A 16814-nucleotide genomic window follows, 5' to 3' on the forward strand; every position below is an offset into this window, starting at 1 on the left:
GTGCTCATCGTTCCGTGCCCCCCGGACCGGACGTGGCGGCCCCGGGCGTGTTCGGCAGCACGCCCGCGAGCTCCTCCCGACGGTTCACGCCGAGCTTCTGATAGGTGTGGGTCAGGTGCAGTTCGACCGTACGCCGGGTTATGTAGAGCGCGTCGGCTATCTCCCGGTTGGAATAGCCCGCCATCGCCAGCGCGGCGACCCGGCGCTCCTGTTCGGTGAGGGCGTCGCTGGGGCGGCTGGTCAGGCGGCGGGGTCGGCCGCCGGCTTCGGCGAGACGGAGCCGGACGCCTTCCGCGGCTTCACCGGCTCCGCATCCGATCATCAGATCCAGCGCAGTGCGCAGCCGGGGCCGGGCGGCCAGGGGGTCGCCGTCGTCGAGCAGGGCAGACCCCAGTGCGTATTCGGCGCGTGCCCGCAGCAGCCGCGCGGGGGACTCGGCCAGTTGCTCGCACGCCTGGTCGAGGAGCCGGTGCCCGGTGTGGCCGGGAGTGGCGAGTCCTCGGGCGAGCAAGACGAGTCCGGAGCTGCGCGGGGTGTCCGCGAAGGGGGCCAGTTCGCCGCCCCGTGCGGCGACCAGCCGTGCCTCGGCCGGGCGGCCCAGTTCGGTCAGCAGATCCGCCGCCTCCAGCCACCAGGGCAGCACCAACGGCGACTCGGCTGCTCCCGGGCCCTGCGTACGGCCGCTGGAGCGCAGTGCCACCAGGGCGCCGCGCAGGTCGCCGCGGGATCGCCGGATGGCTGCCGCGGTCCACCAGTACAGGGGCTGGAGGTAGAACAGTGACTGCACTTCCCTGCCGCTGACGTCGGCGAGCACGGAGCCGGCGGCGGAGATTCTGCCGCGCTGGGCGAGCACGTAGGCGACGACAACGGCCGGGGCGACGCCTGGGCTGTCGCCGTGCCGGCGTTCGAGTTCCAGGGCCCGTCGGGCGTCCCGTTCGGCCCTGGGCAGGTCGCCCGTGCCGCACAGCACCAGCGCCCGGACCATGAGGGTCTGGACCCGAGCCGGGTCCGGGCCCTCATGATCCGGGCGGCGCAGGATCCGGTCGAGCGCGTCGAGCGCTTTGGTGTTGTGGTCCGTGAGGTGTGCGATGACCGAGGAGGCGACCAGCGACAGCTCGTTCAGCGGGGTGCCAGGGGTGCCGACCGCCAACAGGGCAGGGTTGCCGGGCAGGGCAGCGGGACGGCCGCTGAGCATGGACAGTGCTGCGCAGGCCAGCCGCAGACGACGGCTGCCGGGACTGTCGCCGACGGGCTCGGCACACGTCCGAGAGCGCTCTCTGACCCATTTTGCGGTGCCGGGGCGCAACGCTCCGCTGAGCAGCAGAGCGGATTCCAGGTCGGGCCGGCATTCCTCCGGAACGGTGACCGCCCCGGAGTCGACCGCGCGGTCCAGGACGCTGGCGAGCAGTCGGGCCGCCTCGTCGGCACGGCCGAGTGCGATGAGGGTGTCCGCGCACCGCAAGGCGATGTCGGCGAGTTCGCGCCCGTCGGTGCTGGTCGCGAGCAATGCGCTCAGATGGTGAACGGCCACGGCAGATGCGGTGGTGGTGAGTGTCGCGGCCAGCCGGGCGCGGATCCTGCGGAGCGTGCGGGCGTCCTGGCCGGCGCCGATGTCCAACGCGTGCGAGAGGTAGCGCACGGCGGATTCGGGCGAGTCGGCGTCCAGGGCCGCGCTGTACAGCGCCTCCAGCATCCAGGGCGCGGCGCCGTACCCGATCTGCAGGAGGACGTCTGCCACCTCCGTCGGCGGGCGCCCCGCATCCTCGAGCAGCCGGGCGGCGCGCGCGTACAGCGGAAGGAGATCGTCTTCCGTCACGCCGTGCGGTACGGCGCGTACGGCGCCGGGGGTCTTTGCCCGGGAGCCGCCGGCGGGCAGGGCTCGGTGTACGGCGAGGTGGTCCAGGGCACGCAGTACGGCCGGCACCGGCATTCGGATGAGTTCGCTCACGAGCTCCGGGTCGGAGCAGCCCAGCACGGCCACAGCGGACAGAACCGCCGCGGCCGACCGGGGGAGCGGGCCGGGCCCCTTCTGCGAGGCCGGGCTTGCTGTCTCCCTGCTCCTGGCGGCAGGCGTGTCGGCGTGCAGGTCGGCGAATGCGTGGACGGCAGCGGGTATGCCTGCGGAGTGTTCCAGGCATCGCCGCAGCAGGGCCGGGTCGGGTCTGCGTCCCAGCCGCTGGGTGAGGACCTCGGCGACGTCGCCGGCCGTCAGCGGCTTCAACTCCAATGTGTTCCAGGCATGGTGGGCGAGTAGCGAGGTCAGGGTGGCGGGCTCCCTGACGGCGGGAAGGGCGGGGACGGTGATCACCACGAGCAGCGGCAGCCCGGCGGACCTGCGCAGCACGTAGTCCAGTGCGCCCAGGGAACGCGGGCGGCAGTGGTGTGCGTCGTCCATGGCCAGGACCACGGGCCCGCGCCGGCAGAGTGCCACGACCGTCTCGTGGAGCCGGTGGGACGACAGAGGGCCGTCACCCAGCGGCGATTGGACGGGGACCGCGTCGGACCGTGCGGCGCCGCTCGCGTCGTACCAGATCCCGTCGAGCGGGCCGGCGCGCAGCACCGACACCCAGGACGCCACGGTTTCGCAGAAGGTCCGCAGCAGGGCGCTGCGGCCGATGCCGACGGGGCCCGTCAGCATCACGGCGGGGGCTGGTCCGGAGCCGGCTCGGACGGTGCGGCCGACCAGCGCGGAGAGCGGGGAAACCCTGCCCGCCAGTGGTGCGGCCGTGGCCGGACCGGTGTTCTGCGAGCAGGGGACCGGCAAGGCAAGGGCGAGTTTCACGGTGCCACCGAATGTTCTGTGGGGACGGACACTTGATGGGCTCTGTGCATGCGGGGCAGGGAAGAGCAATGTGGCGCGGCCGCATACCGCTGTGTAAGCAGCTTCCCGCGCCCTTTGTTCTATGTTCAACGATTTGCACAATGTCCCGGATTGTAGCCTCCCAATTGTGTCTTTCGTGTGAATGATCGTTGATATCTGGATTCCGTGGTCGGCCTCGCCGCTGCGTCGAGAGCAGGGTGTATGCATCGGTCGCGGTGCTCATCGCACCTGTTTCGTCCTGTTGTTGTCGGTCGAGCGGGCCGCCTGGCTCGCCAGTGTGGACTCCTCATGTCGTGTCGTCGTATGTGGAGAATGCATGAAAGGAGGAAGACTAGGGAATCCCTTAGAGAGTTGTGGAGTCCTGTGCGGTCTTGCCTGGCAATCGTCCGGCGTCCGAGGATTCTGCCGGGAAAAATTACGGCGCCTGTGGCTGCGCGTCGGCCCCCGCCGTGCGGCGAGCTGGGTGGGGCGCTCCTGCGGTCCACTTCACCGGGATGCTCTCAGGCTGCCGGCAGCCGGACGCGGAACCACGCCCCGCCGGAGCCGGGTTCCAGACTCACCCTGCCACCGTGCGCGGTGACGATGGCCGCGACGACACTCAGTCCGAGGCCGTTTCCACCGCCCGCGTCGTTGTCCACGACGGGCGCCCTCGCCTTCTCGCCGTGGACGAACCGCTCGAAGGCCGAGTTCCGCAACTCGGCGGGGATGCCCGGCCCGTCGTCCATCACCTCGATGACCCGATGCGTGTCCTCGGTACCCAGCCCCAGCGCCGCGCGCGTCCCTTCGGGCGTGTGATGCCGCACATTGGCCAGCAGGTTGGCGATGACCTGGTAGAGGCGGTCCCGGTCACCGGTGACCGTGTGGTTGCCCGGCAGGATCGTGAGCTGGATCGGATGGTGCGGGGAACAGGCCTCGGCGTCGGCCACGGCGTCACGGCACAGACTTGCCAGGTTCACCCGCTCACGCCGCAGCGGTTGGCCCAGGTCGAGCCTGGCGAGCAGCACCAACTCGTCGATGAGCGCCAGCGTGCGGCGGGTCTCGTCCGTCATGCGGGACATGGCGAGATCGAAGTTCTCCGGATCGGCCAGACCGCCCAACCGGGCCAACTGAACATAGCCGGAGATCGCGGTGAGCGGAGTGCGCAGCTCATGCCCCGCGGTGGCGAGGAACTCCAGCAGGCGCCGCTCGGCCTTGCGGTGGTTCTCGCGCTCCTGTCGCAGCCGGACGCCCAGTCCGACAGCAGCAAGCAACAGCATGAATATCAGCGTCACTTCGAGGATCATCTTGGGACCAAGGGCTCGCGGGACCGATATCTCTGCAGTGGATGCCACGCTGTGGTCGGCGTCGTGGACCGGGGTCGCCCGGTGGGGTCCGTGGTCGGTGGTGACTGTGCGGAAAGCGGTCGCGCGCGTCATGATCGTACCAGTGGGCTGCCTCGGGCTTCTGGACGGTGAGCCGGCCTCGGCCGACCGCACTGTCACGGGCTTTCCGGTCTTCCCGGCGGTCGCCGGAGCCGACAGCACCGCATCCGTGGGGCGGCTTCGCCGCACGGGTCGGGACGGACGCGGCGGCCCGCCGTGGCGCGAGAACGACGAGAGGCGGACCAGGGCGTCGCTCGGCGTCGGCCTGGCGGGAAGCAAGCAGCAGCCGACCGCGAGAGACAAGGCCCCGAGCGTCACGCGTCTGAGCCGGGGCGGTGCTGCGGATGTGGGGCGCGGCACCGAGTCCGGGGCCTGCCCGCAGGTCCGTCGAGGGTGCAACTCACTGTCCGTTCGGGGTCGCGCATAAAAGCGTCAAGATGAAGCCTTGCATGACGGCACGATACCCAAGGTCCGTTTGTGACAGGGGAGATCAGCGTGACCCGAGTGTTGCGCAGCAGCCGACGTCAGGCCCAGTGCGGAGGCACGTTCCAACAGGGCTCCGCTGTCGGCAAGTTGCAACCTCCGTGCCTGCTCCGAGGCGATCCGGGCGCAACCGCCGTGCGCTGCCTCCAAGCTGGCACCCGGATGAGTCCGTCCCTGAGAATTCAGGTGAATCCCTGGATTTCCTGCGGACTGCGCCGTTTTGGGCCGTACGGTGTGGTAAATGGTGGCACCGTTGGAGTCGGCTCAGGGCACGGCTGCCTGTGCCGCGACTTCGACGCGCTCGGGCCCTTGGAGAGTCGGTAGGCTGATGCGGAACCACGCGCCTCGCTCGGACGGTTCGAGTCTGACCGAACCGCCGTGTGCCTTGACCACTGCCGCCGCCACGCTCAGCCCCAGTCCGCGGCCCCGGCAGGGGTCGGCCTCTGGTTCCGGCGGTGTGGCGGTCTCCGCGCGGAAGAAGGGCTCGAAGATTCTCTTCCGCGCGGTCTCCGGGACACCGGGGCCGTCGTCGACGACGTCGATGATGTGGCGGTCCCCGTTCAGGCACAGCCGCACCTCGGCCGAGGCGCTCTCCGGGGTGTGGGCCAGCACGTTGGAGAGCAGATTGCCGATCACCTGCTGGAGTCGGTACCGGTCGCCCTCCACCACATGGGTGGCGGACTGCACCACGCAGCGCAGGGTGCGCCGGGCGCCAGGCGGCTGTGCCTGGGCCACCGCCTGGACACAGAGCTGAGCCAGGTCCACCGGACGTTGTTCGAGGAATCCGCCGTGACCCAGCCGGGCCAGCAGCAAGAGGTCCTCCACCACATGGGTCATGCGCCGCGTCTCTCGCTGGACCTGTTCCATCGCGTGGTCCAGTTGCAGCGGGTCCTCCAGCGCTCCTATCCGGGCCAGTTGGGCGTACCCGGTGATGGTGGTGAGCGGTGTGCGCAGTTCGTGACTGGCGGCGCCGACAAGATCGTGTAGCCGGCGCTCCGCCTGTCTGTGCCGTACGGCCCCCTCCTCGATGCGTCGCAGCAGGTAGTTGAAGGTGTCCGCGGTGCACTGCAGCTCTCTCAGTGGTGGCGTTGCCACGGGAACGCGCTCCGAGGGCTCGGCGCTGCTTTCTGCGATGCGCCGGGCGCTACGTGTCATGTCGCGAATGGGGACGAGGGCCTGTCGGCTGCACCACAGGGCGCCGAGCGCCAGCAGGGCGATCAGCGGGATGCTGATCGCGGCCTCGATGCCCACCAGCGTCCGCACGGCCGCCTGGTCGGAGGCCGTCGACCGGGCGGTCACCAGATAGGTTCCGTCCGGCAGGCGGCCCACCATGGCTCGCACCGGTCTGTTCACCACCGCCGTGGGATGACCGATGCCGGCTCGTTTGCGTAGTTCCTGTGCCGAGAGCCGCAGCCTGCGGGTGAGGGACGTGACGCCGGTCGCGAGCCGCACGGTGCCCTGGTCGTCGGCCACCAGGGACGCGGAGCCGTCACTCTCAGCGACCAGCCCGCGCCCTTCGCCCAGGGCCTGCACCCGCTGCCGATGGATCTGGACGATCTGCTGGTCGGTGCGCTCCCGCAGGCGGCTGGAGAGCGTGAGTACGCAGGAGACACCGGCACCGAGCACGCCGACCACGGTGATCAGGGCCAGGCTCCAAGTGAGTCTGCGGAACAAGGAGTTGAGGGCCGCGCCGGAGCGGGGGGCCCGGTCCTTGCGACAGGTCGGGGCGCCGCCCGCGTCGGTGGGCATGGCCTCAGTCCTCCGTGGGGTGTGCGAGAGGGGCCGTGCGCACCACATAGCCGGCTCCGCGAACGGTGCGTATGAGGGCCTGGTCGGAGTCGCCGAGCTTGCGGCGCAGATAGTAGATGTAGGTCTCGACGATTCCCGACTCACCCTGGAAGGCGTAGCTCCAGACGTTGTCGAGTATCTGTGCCTTGGAGATGACCTGGTCGGGGTTCTCCAGCAGATACTGCAGCAGGGCGAACTCCGTCGAGGACAGCTGCACCGGTTGGCCGTGCCGCCAGACCTCGCGCGTGTCCCGGTCCATTTCCACCCAGCCTGCCCGCAACCTGCGGCTGTGGGCAGGCACCAGCTCGCGTCCGCGGCGCATGACAGCGCGGATACGGGCCACCACCTCGTTGAGGTCGAACGGCTTGGTGACGTAGTCGTCGGCGAGTTCGAGGCCGCGGACCTTGTCCTCCATGGCGTCCCGGGCGGTCACGAACAGCACGGGTGCGGCGACGCCCGTGTCCCGGAATCGTCGGCAGACCTCGAAGCCGTCCATGTCGGGCAGGACGACATCGAGCAGGATCACGTCCGGGGAGCGCTGGACGGCTCGGGTGAGGGCCTCATCGCCGCGCGCCGCGGTGACGACCTCGAATCCAAGGAACTGCAGCGCCATGGTGAGCATGGAGGCGATGCTGGACTCGTCCTCCACGACGAGCACGGTCGACTTCGAGGACTTGCCGCTTGGGTTCATCGTGTGTGCCGCACCATGAAAGTGAGTTCGGAACTGCTCTGCCGAGGTCTGCTGCCGAGCCGAGAGAAGAGGGAACACATCCCGCGCCATGATGGCACAAGCGTGATCCATTGGCTTCGTAATTTGAGCCGTCTCTGAGCGGGCATTGATGTACCTCTGATCTTTGTGGTCTTTCATGACCAGACATGACGACATTCGCCGGGGCGACACCTGACCTGTTCGCTGCCGAGGGGAACGACGATGCCGACGAAGCGGAGCCCAGAGTCCGCTGGGAGATCTTCTCTGCGCTGACCGAGGTGGTGTCCGGCCAGGGTGACTGGAGCGGGGAGAGCGCGGCTCGGATCCGCGCCGAGGGCCGGGCCTGGGCGCGGCGAGGCGGATCCGTCGACGAGCTGCTGACCATGGTGAGCACCATGACCTGCCATCTCATCAATCACCGCACGGTCGGCGGCCGTGACCGGGATTCCCTGAGGCACGAGGTCATGGTGCTCCGGCTCGGTGATGCGGGCCGTCTGGTGAGCCGAGAGCTGAGCTGCGGCTTCTTCGAGGATGGCAGCAGTCGCGAGAGCAATGCGGTCCCGTCGGATCACGCCCTCGCCGACCGCACGGAGCGTTCCACCGAGGCCTGCGCGGTGCTGGCGGTACGCGCGCCCTCCTGCACACCTGCCGACATCCACCGGGCCTTCCGGGGGCACGCCGCCGCAACGCTGCGGACCTCCGGCGAAGACGTCCATGTCGTGCTGCCTGCGGCCGACCAGGAGGAGTCCGTCGCCTTGGCCCGCAAAGCCCACGGGGACCTCCCGGGCGACGCCTGGATCGCGGTGCACTGGCAGGACCACTGCCCCGGCGAACCGGTGGCAGGCACGACGCTCGGCGAGAGCGGCCCGGCGGTGGTCGACGGCATCTGCGCCACGCTGTTCGCCCTCGCCTGCCCGCCCGGCGTGTACGAACTCGACGACGTCCTGGTCGAGTACGGCGCCGCGGGGACCCCCGTCGTCTCCGAGCGACTGCTCAAGATCATCGAGCCGCTGCTCGAGCACCCGGTCCTGTGGGACACGCTGGCTGCCTTCATCGCAGCCGACGGCGTCCGCCACCGTGCCTGTGAGCGCCTGGGCATCCACCGCAACACGCTCGACCGCCGTCTGCAGCGAATCGGCCAGCTCACCGGTCGGCGCCCCGACGACCTGCGCGGCCTGTGCACCCTGCGCGCGGCCCTCGCCGCCGTCGCCGTCACCCGGCTTCAGCACAACGCCCGCCCCGGACACGCGCACCACAAGACGCCGGCGGCACCGGCTGCGGTACCGCTCCGGGCGGCGCGCCCTGTCGCGATGGGAGCCTGACCGCCCACGTCACCCGGTGTGCACGGTCCGGTTGGCGGCCGTGTTCACGGGTTCCGTGCGGGATACGAAGAGCCATCTCGGGGGCTGTCGCCGACCTGCTCAGGGCCGGGGGCCGGCAGCGTACCGACACCACCCATGTGGCGGCCGCGGTGCGGAGCATGGCCGACAGTGAAGCAGGCTGATTCTTGGCGCGATGCCCGGCATGCGGCTACTGCCGATTTCGTGCCCCGGCACGACTCATCCCGGACGGGGAACGCGCAGCCGGGCGCGAGCAGTCGAGGTGCAGCGGACCGCGGTGGCAGGGATCCTGACGGCTGAGCCCGGCTCTTTCACTCTCGCGGTGTCGGTGCACGCCGGCAGCGAGCCGACGCTCCGTCGGCATGGCCTGGTAGGGAGTCCGCAGGTAGCCCCTGGGAGCTCCTCACCCCTTCCCGGTGGCGGGGCTTCGCCGGAGCACCCCGGCGACGCCCCGTGGCAGCGGTGACGGGTGACTCCGAGGCGGCCGCCCCCCGGTTACCAGGTGGTCGGCTGCTCCGGGGACAACGTCACCGGCACCTCTTGGACGTTCACCGACGAGAACCCCGACCTGCGGGTCACCGGCAACAACGACCAGATCGCCTCGCTGGGGGTTCAGTTCAACCCGGCGACATACTTCCGGCTCACCAACATCACCGACGGCCTCGCCCCGGATCCACGCGGACGACACCCATGTGTGGTTCTCCGGCTTCCAGGACCACCGCATCATCGCCCAGGCCGACGGCAAGCTGTACCAGACCCTGGAGCAGTCCCAGGAGGGCCCGATCATCTACGCCTTCCGCGACCCGTTCGTCTTCCGCGACCCCCGGGATCGCAAGGTCCACCTGCTGGCAGGACCGGCTTCGGCGGTATCCTCGCCCGCACGCTCGTGCTGTCCCTGCGGGGCAACAGGACCAGGCTCACCAACCAGTTGGACTACGGCTTCATCCCGTAACCCACTCTCGGTCGAGCCGCTCCGGCAAGAGACCCAGCTGGTCACCTACCGTGAGCCAGGGGGTCGAGGAAAGTCAGGACAGAGGCGTCCTCCTCGATCAGCGGAGCGAGGGCGGCGTTGAACGGGCCGCCGTACGGGGCCTTCAGATGCGCCTGGAACGCGTCCTGGTCGCGGTAGACCTCGAAGATCCAGAAGGCGCGCGGGTTGGACTCCTTGGTGTACACGTCGAAGGTGAGGTTGCCGTCCTCGTCGCGTACCTTCTGTGCGTACTCCCGTATCAGGCGGGCGACTTCGCCCTCCGCTCCCTCGCGGGCGGTGAACTCGGCGAGCAGGGTTTTCGTCACGGTCCTGTGTCCTTGTCAGTTGTTTGCGGAGCCGAGGTGCCAGACGACGGCCTTGTCGAGCTTCACCGAGCCGTTCTCGGCGAAGACCCCCACTCCCTGGCTGTCGGGGCGCGGGAAGATCTGGTCGGTGATCACGGCCTCGCCGCTGCCGCCGAAGACCTCGACGGACGACCAGTCGACCAGGATCCGTAGTTTCACCTTGCCGTTCGTGGCCTTCAGCGGCGCGGTCTGGATGCCGGGGAAGGTGCTGCTGAAGTCGACGGCACCGGAGCGGGTGCGGTCGACGTACAGCTCCTGTGTGGTGGTGTCGTATCCGATGACGGTTTCCTCTCGCCCGGTGCCGGTGCGCACCTTCAGCCCGAAGCGTTCGGCGTCGTTCAGGGTGAACGTCGCCTCGATGTCGAGAGCCTTGCCCTCGGCCGCGGGGCCGATCAGGGGCTGTGAGGTGTTCGTGACGGTGACGTCGGCCGCCGTCGCCGCGGATCCCTCTCGCAGCGAGGTCAGGTTCGGCACCGGCTCGCTGGTCAGCCGGATGCGGCCGTCGATGGTGCGCAGGGCCGTCTGGCGGGGGATGCTCTGCGCGCCGCGCCAGGGCGAGGTGGGGATGGACGTCCCGTACTCCCAGTCGTTCATCCAGCCGATCATGTACCGCTTGTCGCCGGGCACGTTCTCCCAGGACACCGCCGCGTAGTAGTCCTTGCCGTAGTCGGCCCAGTCGGCGCGTTGCACGACGGACTTGGCGGGTGCGTCGGCGGTGGTGAACTGGTCGGCGAGGATGTGGCCCCAATCGCCGGTGTTCCTGTCGACGATCTGGATCTGCGCAACCTTGCCGGCGTAGGGACGCATGTCGAAGGAGGCCCAGTCCAAGGTCTCGCTGTTGGAGCCGGTGGCGCTGCGGACGACCTCGCCGTCGACGAGCAGGTTGACGGCCGTCTCCCGGGAGACCGGCTGGGCATGGGTGTCGGACAGGGTGATCTGGTCGACGTTGATGTGGCCCCAGCTACCGGTGTTGTCGTCGACGATCCTGATCCGCGCCTTCTTGCCGACGAGGTCGCGGACGTCCCAGGATGCCCAGTTGAGCGCCTCGGCGTCCTGTCCGGTGGCGCTGCGAACCACCTCGCCGTCGACGAGGAGTTCGACGGCGGTGGGGTTGTCGTGGCCGGCGGGGTGGCGGCCGCCGCCGATGAGGAAGTCGACGTAGTCCTTGTCGATGGTGAACTCGGGCGAGGTGAGGGTGCCGGTGGTGGAGTCGCCGTTCAGGTAGGTGTTGACCAGTCCGCTGCCGAGGAAGCCGGAGACCTCCTGCTGGTCGGGGAGGGTGCCGGTGGCCGGTGCGGTGCCGAACGCGTCGCCGGTCGTTGTCCAGTCGCCATAGGTGCCGCCCTCGAAGTCTGCGAGGACCGTGCCCGAGGGCGGAGAGCCCTGCTCCAGGACGGTGCCGGCCTCGTGCGGGTGGCGGCCGCCGCCGACCTTGAAGTTCAGGTACTTGCTGTCCACACTGAAGGGGGGCGAGGTGAGGGTGCCGGTGGCGGAGTCGCCCTGGCGGAAGCTGTTGGCGAGGCCCTTGCCGTCGAAGCCGGTCACTGTGCTCTGGCCGTCCAGCGCCCCGGCCGCCGGACCGTCGCCGAACGCGTTGCCGGTGGCCGTCCAGGTGCCGTAGTCGGCTCCTTCGAAGCCCTGCACGACCTGGCCGGCGGGTGGGGTGTAGGTGCCCTTGTCGTCGGCGGTGAACGTCTTGCCGTCGAAGTCACCGATGAAGTATTGGGCGCCCGAACCACCGGTGATCCCACCGGGGTTGATGTTGACGACCAGGACCCACTTGATGTGCTTCTTGTCCCCGTCGACCGCGAGGGGGAACAGGTCCGGGCACTCCCACACACCGCCCGTCGCGCCGGCCGGCCCGAACTCGCTGAGCAGCTCCCAGTCCTTGAGATTCTTGGACGAGTAGAACCGCACCTTGTGCTCGGCGGACAGCGACACCGTCATCAGCCAGCTCTTGGTGGGGGCGTACCACTGGACCTTGGGGTCGCGGAAGTCCTTGGAGCCGATGTCGATGACGGGATTGCCCTGGTACTTGGTCCAGGTACGGCCGCGGTCGGTGCTGTAGGCGAGTGACTGGGCCTGCGTGCCGGTGGACTTGGAGTAGCTGGTGTAGATCGCCACCATGGGCGGGTTCTGCTTGCTGCCCAAGCCGGTGGTGTTGTTCCAGTCGACCACCGCGCTGCCGGAGAAGACCATCTCCTTGTCGTCGTACGACAGGGCGAGCGGCAGCTGCTTCCAGTGCACGAGGTCCGTACTCACCGCGTGGCCCCAGGACATGTCGCCCCAGGTGTTGCCGTTGGGGTTGTACTGGTAGAAGAGGTGGTACTCGCCCTTATAATACACGAGGCCGTTGGGGTCGTTCATCCAGTTCCTCTCCGGGGTGAAGTGGAACTGGGGACGGTAGGTCTCGGTGTACGGCGGGGCGTCGGCAGCCACGGCCTGGGGGGCGAGCGGGGCTGCGGCCAGCGCGCAGACGGTCGCCACGGCCGCGATCGTCCGCACGCGGGCATGCCGGAACACACGTCGAGAGCTCATCGGGTCTCCTGTGCCGCGGCCGTCCACGCAGCGGAGAGCGCGACTCCGACACGGACGGACCGAAAGGTGGCGCCCCGGTCGGCGCCGTCGTCCACGCCGCCGACCAAGGGTGTCATCGTTGACTTGTGTCATCGATGACATTGAGTGGTCAGATGATGTGCGCCATCCGGCCAACGCGTCAATACTCCGTGCGGGATTGGCCCTGTGCGGGCCCCGGTCTCGTCAGCTGCCGCCGACTGCCGTCAACCGGTCCAGGTGGCTCCGCCAAGGCGGATTGGGACCGGCGGCGGAGCAGGTCAGGGCCGCGACCCGAGCGGCGAACCGGCAGGCCTGACCCACCTCGCCGAGATCGAGGCCGGTCAGCCGGCCGCCGAGGTGTCCGCGGGCGCCGAGATAATGCAGCAGGCCGGCGGTGAAGGAGTCCCCCGCCCCGACTGTGTCCACCACCTGCGTCGCCACCGCCGGCACCTGCAGCCGTTGGCCGTCGAGGGAGGCCAGGGCGCCGTCCGCCCCGCGCGTGATCACGACGAGCCGGGCTCCGGCGGCGTGCCAGACGTCGCAGGCCCGCTCAGGCGGGGTTCCGGGCAGGAGCAGTTCCAGGTCGTCCTCGCTCAGCCGCAGTACGTCGGTGAGGGCGCACCAGTGCGCCAGGCGGGCGCGATAGACCTCGGGGCGCACCAGTAGCGGTCGTACGTTGGGGTCGATGCTGATGGTGGCGCGGGCAGAGGCCGCCGCCAGGAACTCCTCCACCACCGCCGCGCCGGGCTCGCGGACGAGCGCGAGGGAGCCGGTGTGCACACAGGCGGTTCCGGACAGATTCACTCCTGCCAGTTCCTGAGCCGTCCACTGCCAGTCGGCCGTGTTCTGCGCGTGGAAGGAGAATGCGGCCTGCCCCTGGGCGTCCAGCTCCGCCACGGCCAGCGTGCTGGGTTCGGCGGCCGGGACGGCGTACGAAAGGTCCACCCCGGATTCCTTCAGGTGGGCCCGGAACAGGCGGCCGAACACGTCGCCGGACAGGCGCGCGAGGAGGCGGGTGTGGGTGCCGAGCCGGGCCAGGGACACGGCCGTGTTCGCAGGTCCGCCGCCGGGCAGCACCCGCAGGGCGAGTTCGTTCGAGGCGCCGGCGGGTTCGGCGAAGGCGTCGGCGACGCACTCTCCCAGGACGGTGATCTGACGCGGGCTGCTCATGGGCGTCTCTTCTCTGCGAGCGTACGAACGAAAGCGGGCACGAAACGGGCAGCCGCCGGGCGCGTTACGGACTTGTGTCCCGTGCAGGGCATTGACGTTGCCGGGATGCGGAGTCCATCATCCTCGCCATGTGGTGTCAACGATGACATAAGTCAACGATGACACCTCCGGGACGGCATGCTCCGATGCCGACCGCGCCGCTCGTGATCCCGCAGGAGTCGTTCATGTCGCGCACCACTCGTCTGACCCCGTCCCTCCTCAGAGTCGCCGCCTGTACGGGCATCGCGGCCCTCACCCTGACGGCCTGCGGTTCCGGCTCCGGATCGGGCTCCGCGAGCTCCGGCTCCGGCGGCGTCAAGGTCGGTCTGATCACCAAGACCGACACCAACCCGTTCTTCGTGAAGATGAAGGAGGGCGCGGAGAAGGCTGCCAAGGAGAACGGCGCCCAACTGGTCACCGCGGCGGGCAAGTTCGACGGCGACAACGCCGGACAGGTCACCGCCGTCGAGAACATGGTCGCCTCCGGCGTGAAGGGCATCCTGATCACCCCGAGCGACTCCAAGGCGATCGTGCCCGCGATCGCGAAGGCCCGCGCCAAGGGCGTCCTGGTCATCGCGCTGGACACCCCGACCGAACCGCAGAGCGCGGTCGACGCCCTCTTCGCCACCAACAACCTCAAGGCCGGCGAGCTGATCGGCGAGTACGCCAAGGCCGCCATGAAGGGCAAGGCGGCGAAGATAGCCACCCTCGACCTCGCGCCCGGCGTCTCCGTCGGCGTCCAGCGGCACGACGGCTTCCTGAAGGGCTTCGGTGCCACCGACAAGGACGTGGTCTGCGCCCAGGACACCAATGGTGACCAGGCCAAGGGCCAGACCGCGATGGAGAACTGCCTTCAGAAGTCGCCCGGCATCAACCTCGTCTACACCATCAACGAGCCGGCCGCTCTGGGCGCGTACACCGCGCTGAAGGCCAAGGGACAGGAGAAGGACGTCCTGATTGTCTCCGTCGACGGCGGCTGCACCGGCACCCAGGCGGTCAAGGACGGCAAGATCGCCGCCACCTCGCAGCAGTACCCGCTGAAGATGGCCGCCGAGGGCGTCAAGGCCGTCGTGACGTACGCCAAGAACGGCAAGAAGGCGTCCGGTTACACCGACACCGGCGTCACCCTGATCACCGACAAGGCGCAGGCGGGCGTCACGTCCAAGGACACCGGCTACGGCCTGGAGAACTGCTGGGGCTGAGCCGCCCACGAGGACCGTACTTCCGCCGACTCTCCCCTCAGCGGGGCGGCCGGCCCCTCACCTCCCCGACCCGGGACGGCCGCCCCCCATGTCCTGACGACAAGGACATCTGTCTTCCGACAAGGACTTCGCATGACAGCCACGACGACGCCGTACGCCGAGCTCAAGGCACCGACCACGGCCCGCAGACTGCTCACGGCACCGACCACCGGCCCGCTCGTCGCCCTTCTCCTGGCCTGTGTCTTCTTCTCCCTCTCCACCGAACAGTTCCTCACCGGCGGGAACTTCTCCCTGATCGTGCAGCAGGTGATGGTCGTCGGCACGCTCGCCATCGGCCAGACCCTGATCATCCTCACCGCCGGCATCGACCTGTCGTGCGGTGCCGTGATGGCGTTCGGCAGCATCATGATGGCCAAGATGGCAGCCGAGGGGACCCTGCCCCCGCTCCTCGCCATCGCGCTGGGCCTGGCCGTCTGCGGCGGCTTCGGCCTGCTCAACGGGCTGCTGGTGCAGAAGATCCCGCTGCCGCCGTTCATCGTCACCCTCGGCATGCTCAACGTCGCGTTCGCGCTGACCCACATCTACTCCAAGGAAGAGACCGTCACCAGCCTGCCCGGCCCGCTGACGGCACTCGGGCAGACCTTCCCGCTCGGCCACACCGACATCACCTACGGCTCCCTGGTCACCATCGCCCTGTTCCTCCTCCTCGCGTACGCGCTGAGCAGCACCGGTTGGGGCCGGCACGTCTACGCCCTGGGCAACAGCCAGGAGGCGGCGCGGCTGAACGGCATCCGCACCTCCCGCCTGACCATCGGCATCTACACCGTGGCCGGCCTGCTGTACGGCATCGCTGCCCTGCTGCTGATCTCCCGCACCGGCGTCGGCGACCCGCAGGCGGGACAGACCGACAACCTCGACAGCATCACCGCCGTGGTCCTCGGCGGCACCAGCCTCTTCGGCGGCCGCGGCTCGGTGCTGGGCACGTTCATCGGCGTCCTCATCGTCGGCGTGTTCCGCAACGGCCTGCAGCTGATGGGCGTCGCCTCCATCTACCAGACCCTGATCACCGGCGTTCTGGTGATCCTCGCGGTGACCGTCGACCAGATCTCCCGGAAGAAGGCACGATGACCGCCACCACTTCCCCCACCCCTGTCCTTCAGGCCCGCGGCCTGGTCAAGCGCTACGGCCATGTCACCGCCATCGACGGCGCCGACTTCGACCTCCTGCCCGGCGAGGTCCTCGCCGTCATCGGCGACAACGGCGCCGGCAAGACCAGCCTCATCAAGGCCCTCACCGGCGCCCTGGTTCCCGACGCCGGCGAGATACGCCTGAACGGCGAACCCATCACCTTCTCCGGTCCGCAGAGCGCCCGCGCCCACGGCATCGAGACGGTGTATCAGGACCTCGCGGTGGCCGCCTCCATGGACATCGCCTCGAACATGTTCCTCGGCCGGGAGCTGCGCCGCCCCGGTGTCCTCGGCAGTGTCTTCCGCATGCTCGACAAGAAGCGCATGCGCCAGGAGGCCGCCGAGCACATGGCAGACCTGAAGATCGGGCTGCGCTCGCTCACACAGGCGGTCGAGACACTCTCCGGCGGTCAGCGGCAGGCCGTGGCGGTGGCCCGCTCCGTCGCCTGGGCCCGCAGCGTCGTCGTCATGGACGAGCCCACCGCCGCACTCGGCGTCAAGGAGTCCGGCCAGGTCCTCGACCTCATCCGCCGCGTCCGTGACAAGGGCATGCCAGTCGTGCTCATCAGCCACAACATGCCCCACGTCTTCGAGATCGCCGACCGCATCCACGTCCACCGGCTGGGCCGCCGCGCCGCTCTGATCAAGCCGTCCGACTACTCCATGGCCGAGGTCGTCGCCATCATGACCGGCGCACTCAGCGTCAACGAGGCCGGAGATACTGTCGTAGCGGACTCGGAGGCCGCGAAGGCCGCCGGAGTCCAGGCCACCTGACCGCACGACCAGCTCTCGCATGTTCCGGCCGAGGCCGCGGCCGGAATCC

The 16814-nt window shown here is 69.3% G+C and carries 12 protein-coding genes and 1 pseudogene; 6 read left to right on the top strand and 7 right to left on the bottom strand.

Going from position 1 to position 16814, the window contains the following annotated elements; all coding sequences use genetic code 11:
• Positions 1 to 4 precede the first annotated feature (4 nt).
• The 4 genes from AB5L52_RS44415 to AB5L52_RS44430 all read right to left on the bottom strand — a co-directional run bounded on the left by AB5L52_RS44415 (position 5) and on the right by AB5L52_RS44430 (position 7144).
• Positions 5 to 2782 (bottom strand): LuxR C-terminal-related transcriptional regulator, encoded by a 2778-nt coding sequence (locus tag AB5L52_RS44415; RefSeq protein WP_369368693.1) that lies wholly within the window; start codon positions 2780 to 2782, stop codon positions 5 to 7.
• Between the two features lie 539 nt (positions 2783 to 3321).
• Positions 3322 to 4092, bottom strand: coding sequence for a sensor histidine kinase (locus AB5L52_RS44420; protein WP_369368694.1), 771 nt, complete (start codon positions 4090 to 4092; stop codon positions 3322 to 3324).
• 837 nt (positions 4093 to 4929) lie between these two features.
• Positions 4930 to 6414 (bottom strand): HAMP domain-containing sensor histidine kinase, encoded by a 1485-nt coding sequence (locus AB5L52_RS44425; RefSeq protein WP_351028989.1) that lies wholly within the window; start codon positions 6412 to 6414, stop codon positions 4930 to 4932.
• A 4-nt stretch (positions 6415 to 6418) separates the two neighbouring features.
• Positions 6419 to 7144: a response regulator transcription factor gene (locus tag AB5L52_RS44430; RefSeq protein ID WP_351028990.1), complete on the bottom strand. Its 726-nt coding sequence runs from the start codon at positions 7142 to 7144 to the stop codon at positions 6419 to 6421.
• 185 nt (positions 7145 to 7329) lie between these two features.
• On the opposite strand from AB5L52_RS44430, the gene AB5L52_RS44435 reads away from it, so the two are divergent.
• From AB5L52_RS44435 to AB5L52_RS44445, 3 genes and pseudogenes are all read left to right on the top strand, one after another.
• Complete coding sequence (locus AB5L52_RS44435; protein ID WP_351028991.1) at positions 7330 to 8484, top strand: helix-turn-helix domain-containing protein; 1155 nt, start codon at positions 7330 to 7332, stop codon at positions 8482 to 8484.
• A gap of 487 nt (positions 8485 to 8971) precedes the next feature.
• Positions 8972 to 9175, top strand: a pseudogene (locus AB5L52_RS44440) (hypothetical protein); the annotation flags it as partial.
• 19 nt (positions 9176 to 9194) lie between these two features.
• Positions 9195 to 9575 carry a glycoside hydrolase family 68 protein gene (locus tag AB5L52_RS44445; RefSeq protein WP_369369078.1) on the top strand — a complete coding sequence of 127 codons (381 nt, stop codon included), beginning with the start codon at positions 9195 to 9197 and terminating at the stop codon, positions 9573 to 9575.
• Here AB5L52_RS44445 and AB5L52_RS44450 read toward each other — a convergent pair.
• The 3 genes from AB5L52_RS44450 to AB5L52_RS44460 form a co-directional block, all read right to left on the bottom strand.
• Positions 9496 to 9798: a putative quinol monooxygenase gene (locus AB5L52_RS44450; protein ID WP_351028992.1), complete on the bottom strand. Its 303-nt coding sequence runs from the start codon at positions 9796 to 9798 to the stop codon at positions 9496 to 9498. The genes AB5L52_RS44445 and AB5L52_RS44450 overlap by 80 nt on opposite strands.
• Positions 9799 to 9813: 15 nt before the next feature.
• Entirely contained in the window at positions 9814 to 12375 is a 2562-nt protein-coding gene (locus tag AB5L52_RS44455) for a GH32 C-terminal domain-containing protein (protein WP_369368695.1), read from the bottom strand.
• A gap of 222 nt (positions 12376 to 12597) precedes the next feature.
• Positions 12598 to 13563 carry a carbohydrate kinase gene (locus AB5L52_RS44460; RefSeq protein WP_351028996.1) on the bottom strand — a complete coding sequence of 322 codons (966 nt, stop codon included), beginning with the start codon at positions 13561 to 13563 and terminating at the stop codon, positions 12598 to 12600.
• A 224-nt stretch (positions 13564 to 13787) separates the two neighbouring features.
• Here AB5L52_RS44460 and AB5L52_RS44465 point away from each other — a divergent pair, with 224 nt between their 5' ends.
• The 3 genes from AB5L52_RS44465 (at position 13788) to AB5L52_RS44475 (ending at position 16765) form a co-directional block, all read left to right on the top strand.
• Positions 13788 to 14804: a sugar ABC transporter substrate-binding protein gene (locus tag AB5L52_RS44465; RefSeq protein WP_351573372.1), complete on the top strand. Its 1017-nt coding sequence runs from the start codon at positions 13788 to 13790 to the stop codon at positions 14802 to 14804.
• A 132-nt stretch (positions 14805 to 14936) separates the two neighbouring features.
• Complete coding sequence (locus AB5L52_RS44470; protein WP_369368696.1) at positions 14937 to 15932, top strand: ABC transporter permease; 996 nt, start codon at positions 14937 to 14939, stop codon at positions 15930 to 15932.
• Positions 15929 to 16765, top strand: a complete 837-nt coding sequence (locus AB5L52_RS44475; RefSeq protein WP_351029000.1) for an ATP-binding cassette domain-containing protein — start codon at positions 15929 to 15931, stop codon at positions 16763 to 16765. The genes AB5L52_RS44470 and AB5L52_RS44475 overlap by 4 nt, the downstream gene beginning before the upstream one ends.
• The last annotated feature ends 49 nt before the right edge of the window (positions 16766 to 16814 follow it).

This window comes from Streptomyces sp. CG4, from assembly GCF_041080655.1.
GTDB lineage: Bacteria > Actinomycetota > Actinomycetes > Streptomycetales > Streptomycetaceae > Streptomyces.

Coding starts and splice junctions, on each gene's coding strand:
- AB5L52_RS44475 (WP_351029000.1), top strand. CDS start 15,929: ATGACCGCCACCACTTCCCCCACCCCTGTCCTTCAGGCCCGCGGCCTG.
- AB5L52_RS44430 (WP_351028990.1), bottom strand. CDS start 7,144: ATGAACCCAAGCGGCAAGTCCTCGAAGTCGACCGTGCTCGTCGTGGAG.
- AB5L52_RS44460 (WP_351028996.1), bottom strand. CDS start 13,563: ATGAGCAGCCCGCGTCAGATCACCGTCCTGGGAGAGTGCGTCGCCGAC.
- AB5L52_RS44455 (WP_369368695.1), bottom strand. CDS start 12,375: ATGAGCTCTCGACGTGTGTTCCGGCATGCCCGCGTGCGGACGATCGCG.
- AB5L52_RS44435 (WP_351028991.1), top strand. CDS start 7,330: ATGACGACATTCGCCGGGGCGACACCTGACCTGTTCGCTGCCGAGGGG.
- AB5L52_RS44465 (WP_351573372.1), top strand. CDS start 13,788: ATGTCGCGCACCACTCGTCTGACCCCGTCCCTCCTCAGAGTCGCCGCC.
- AB5L52_RS44470 (WP_369368696.1), top strand. CDS start 14,937: ATGACAGCCACGACGACGCCGTACGCCGAGCTCAAGGCACCGACCACG.
- AB5L52_RS44425 (WP_351028989.1), bottom strand. CDS start 6,414: ATGCCCACCGACGCGGGCGGCGCCCCGACCTGTCGCAAGGACCGGGCC.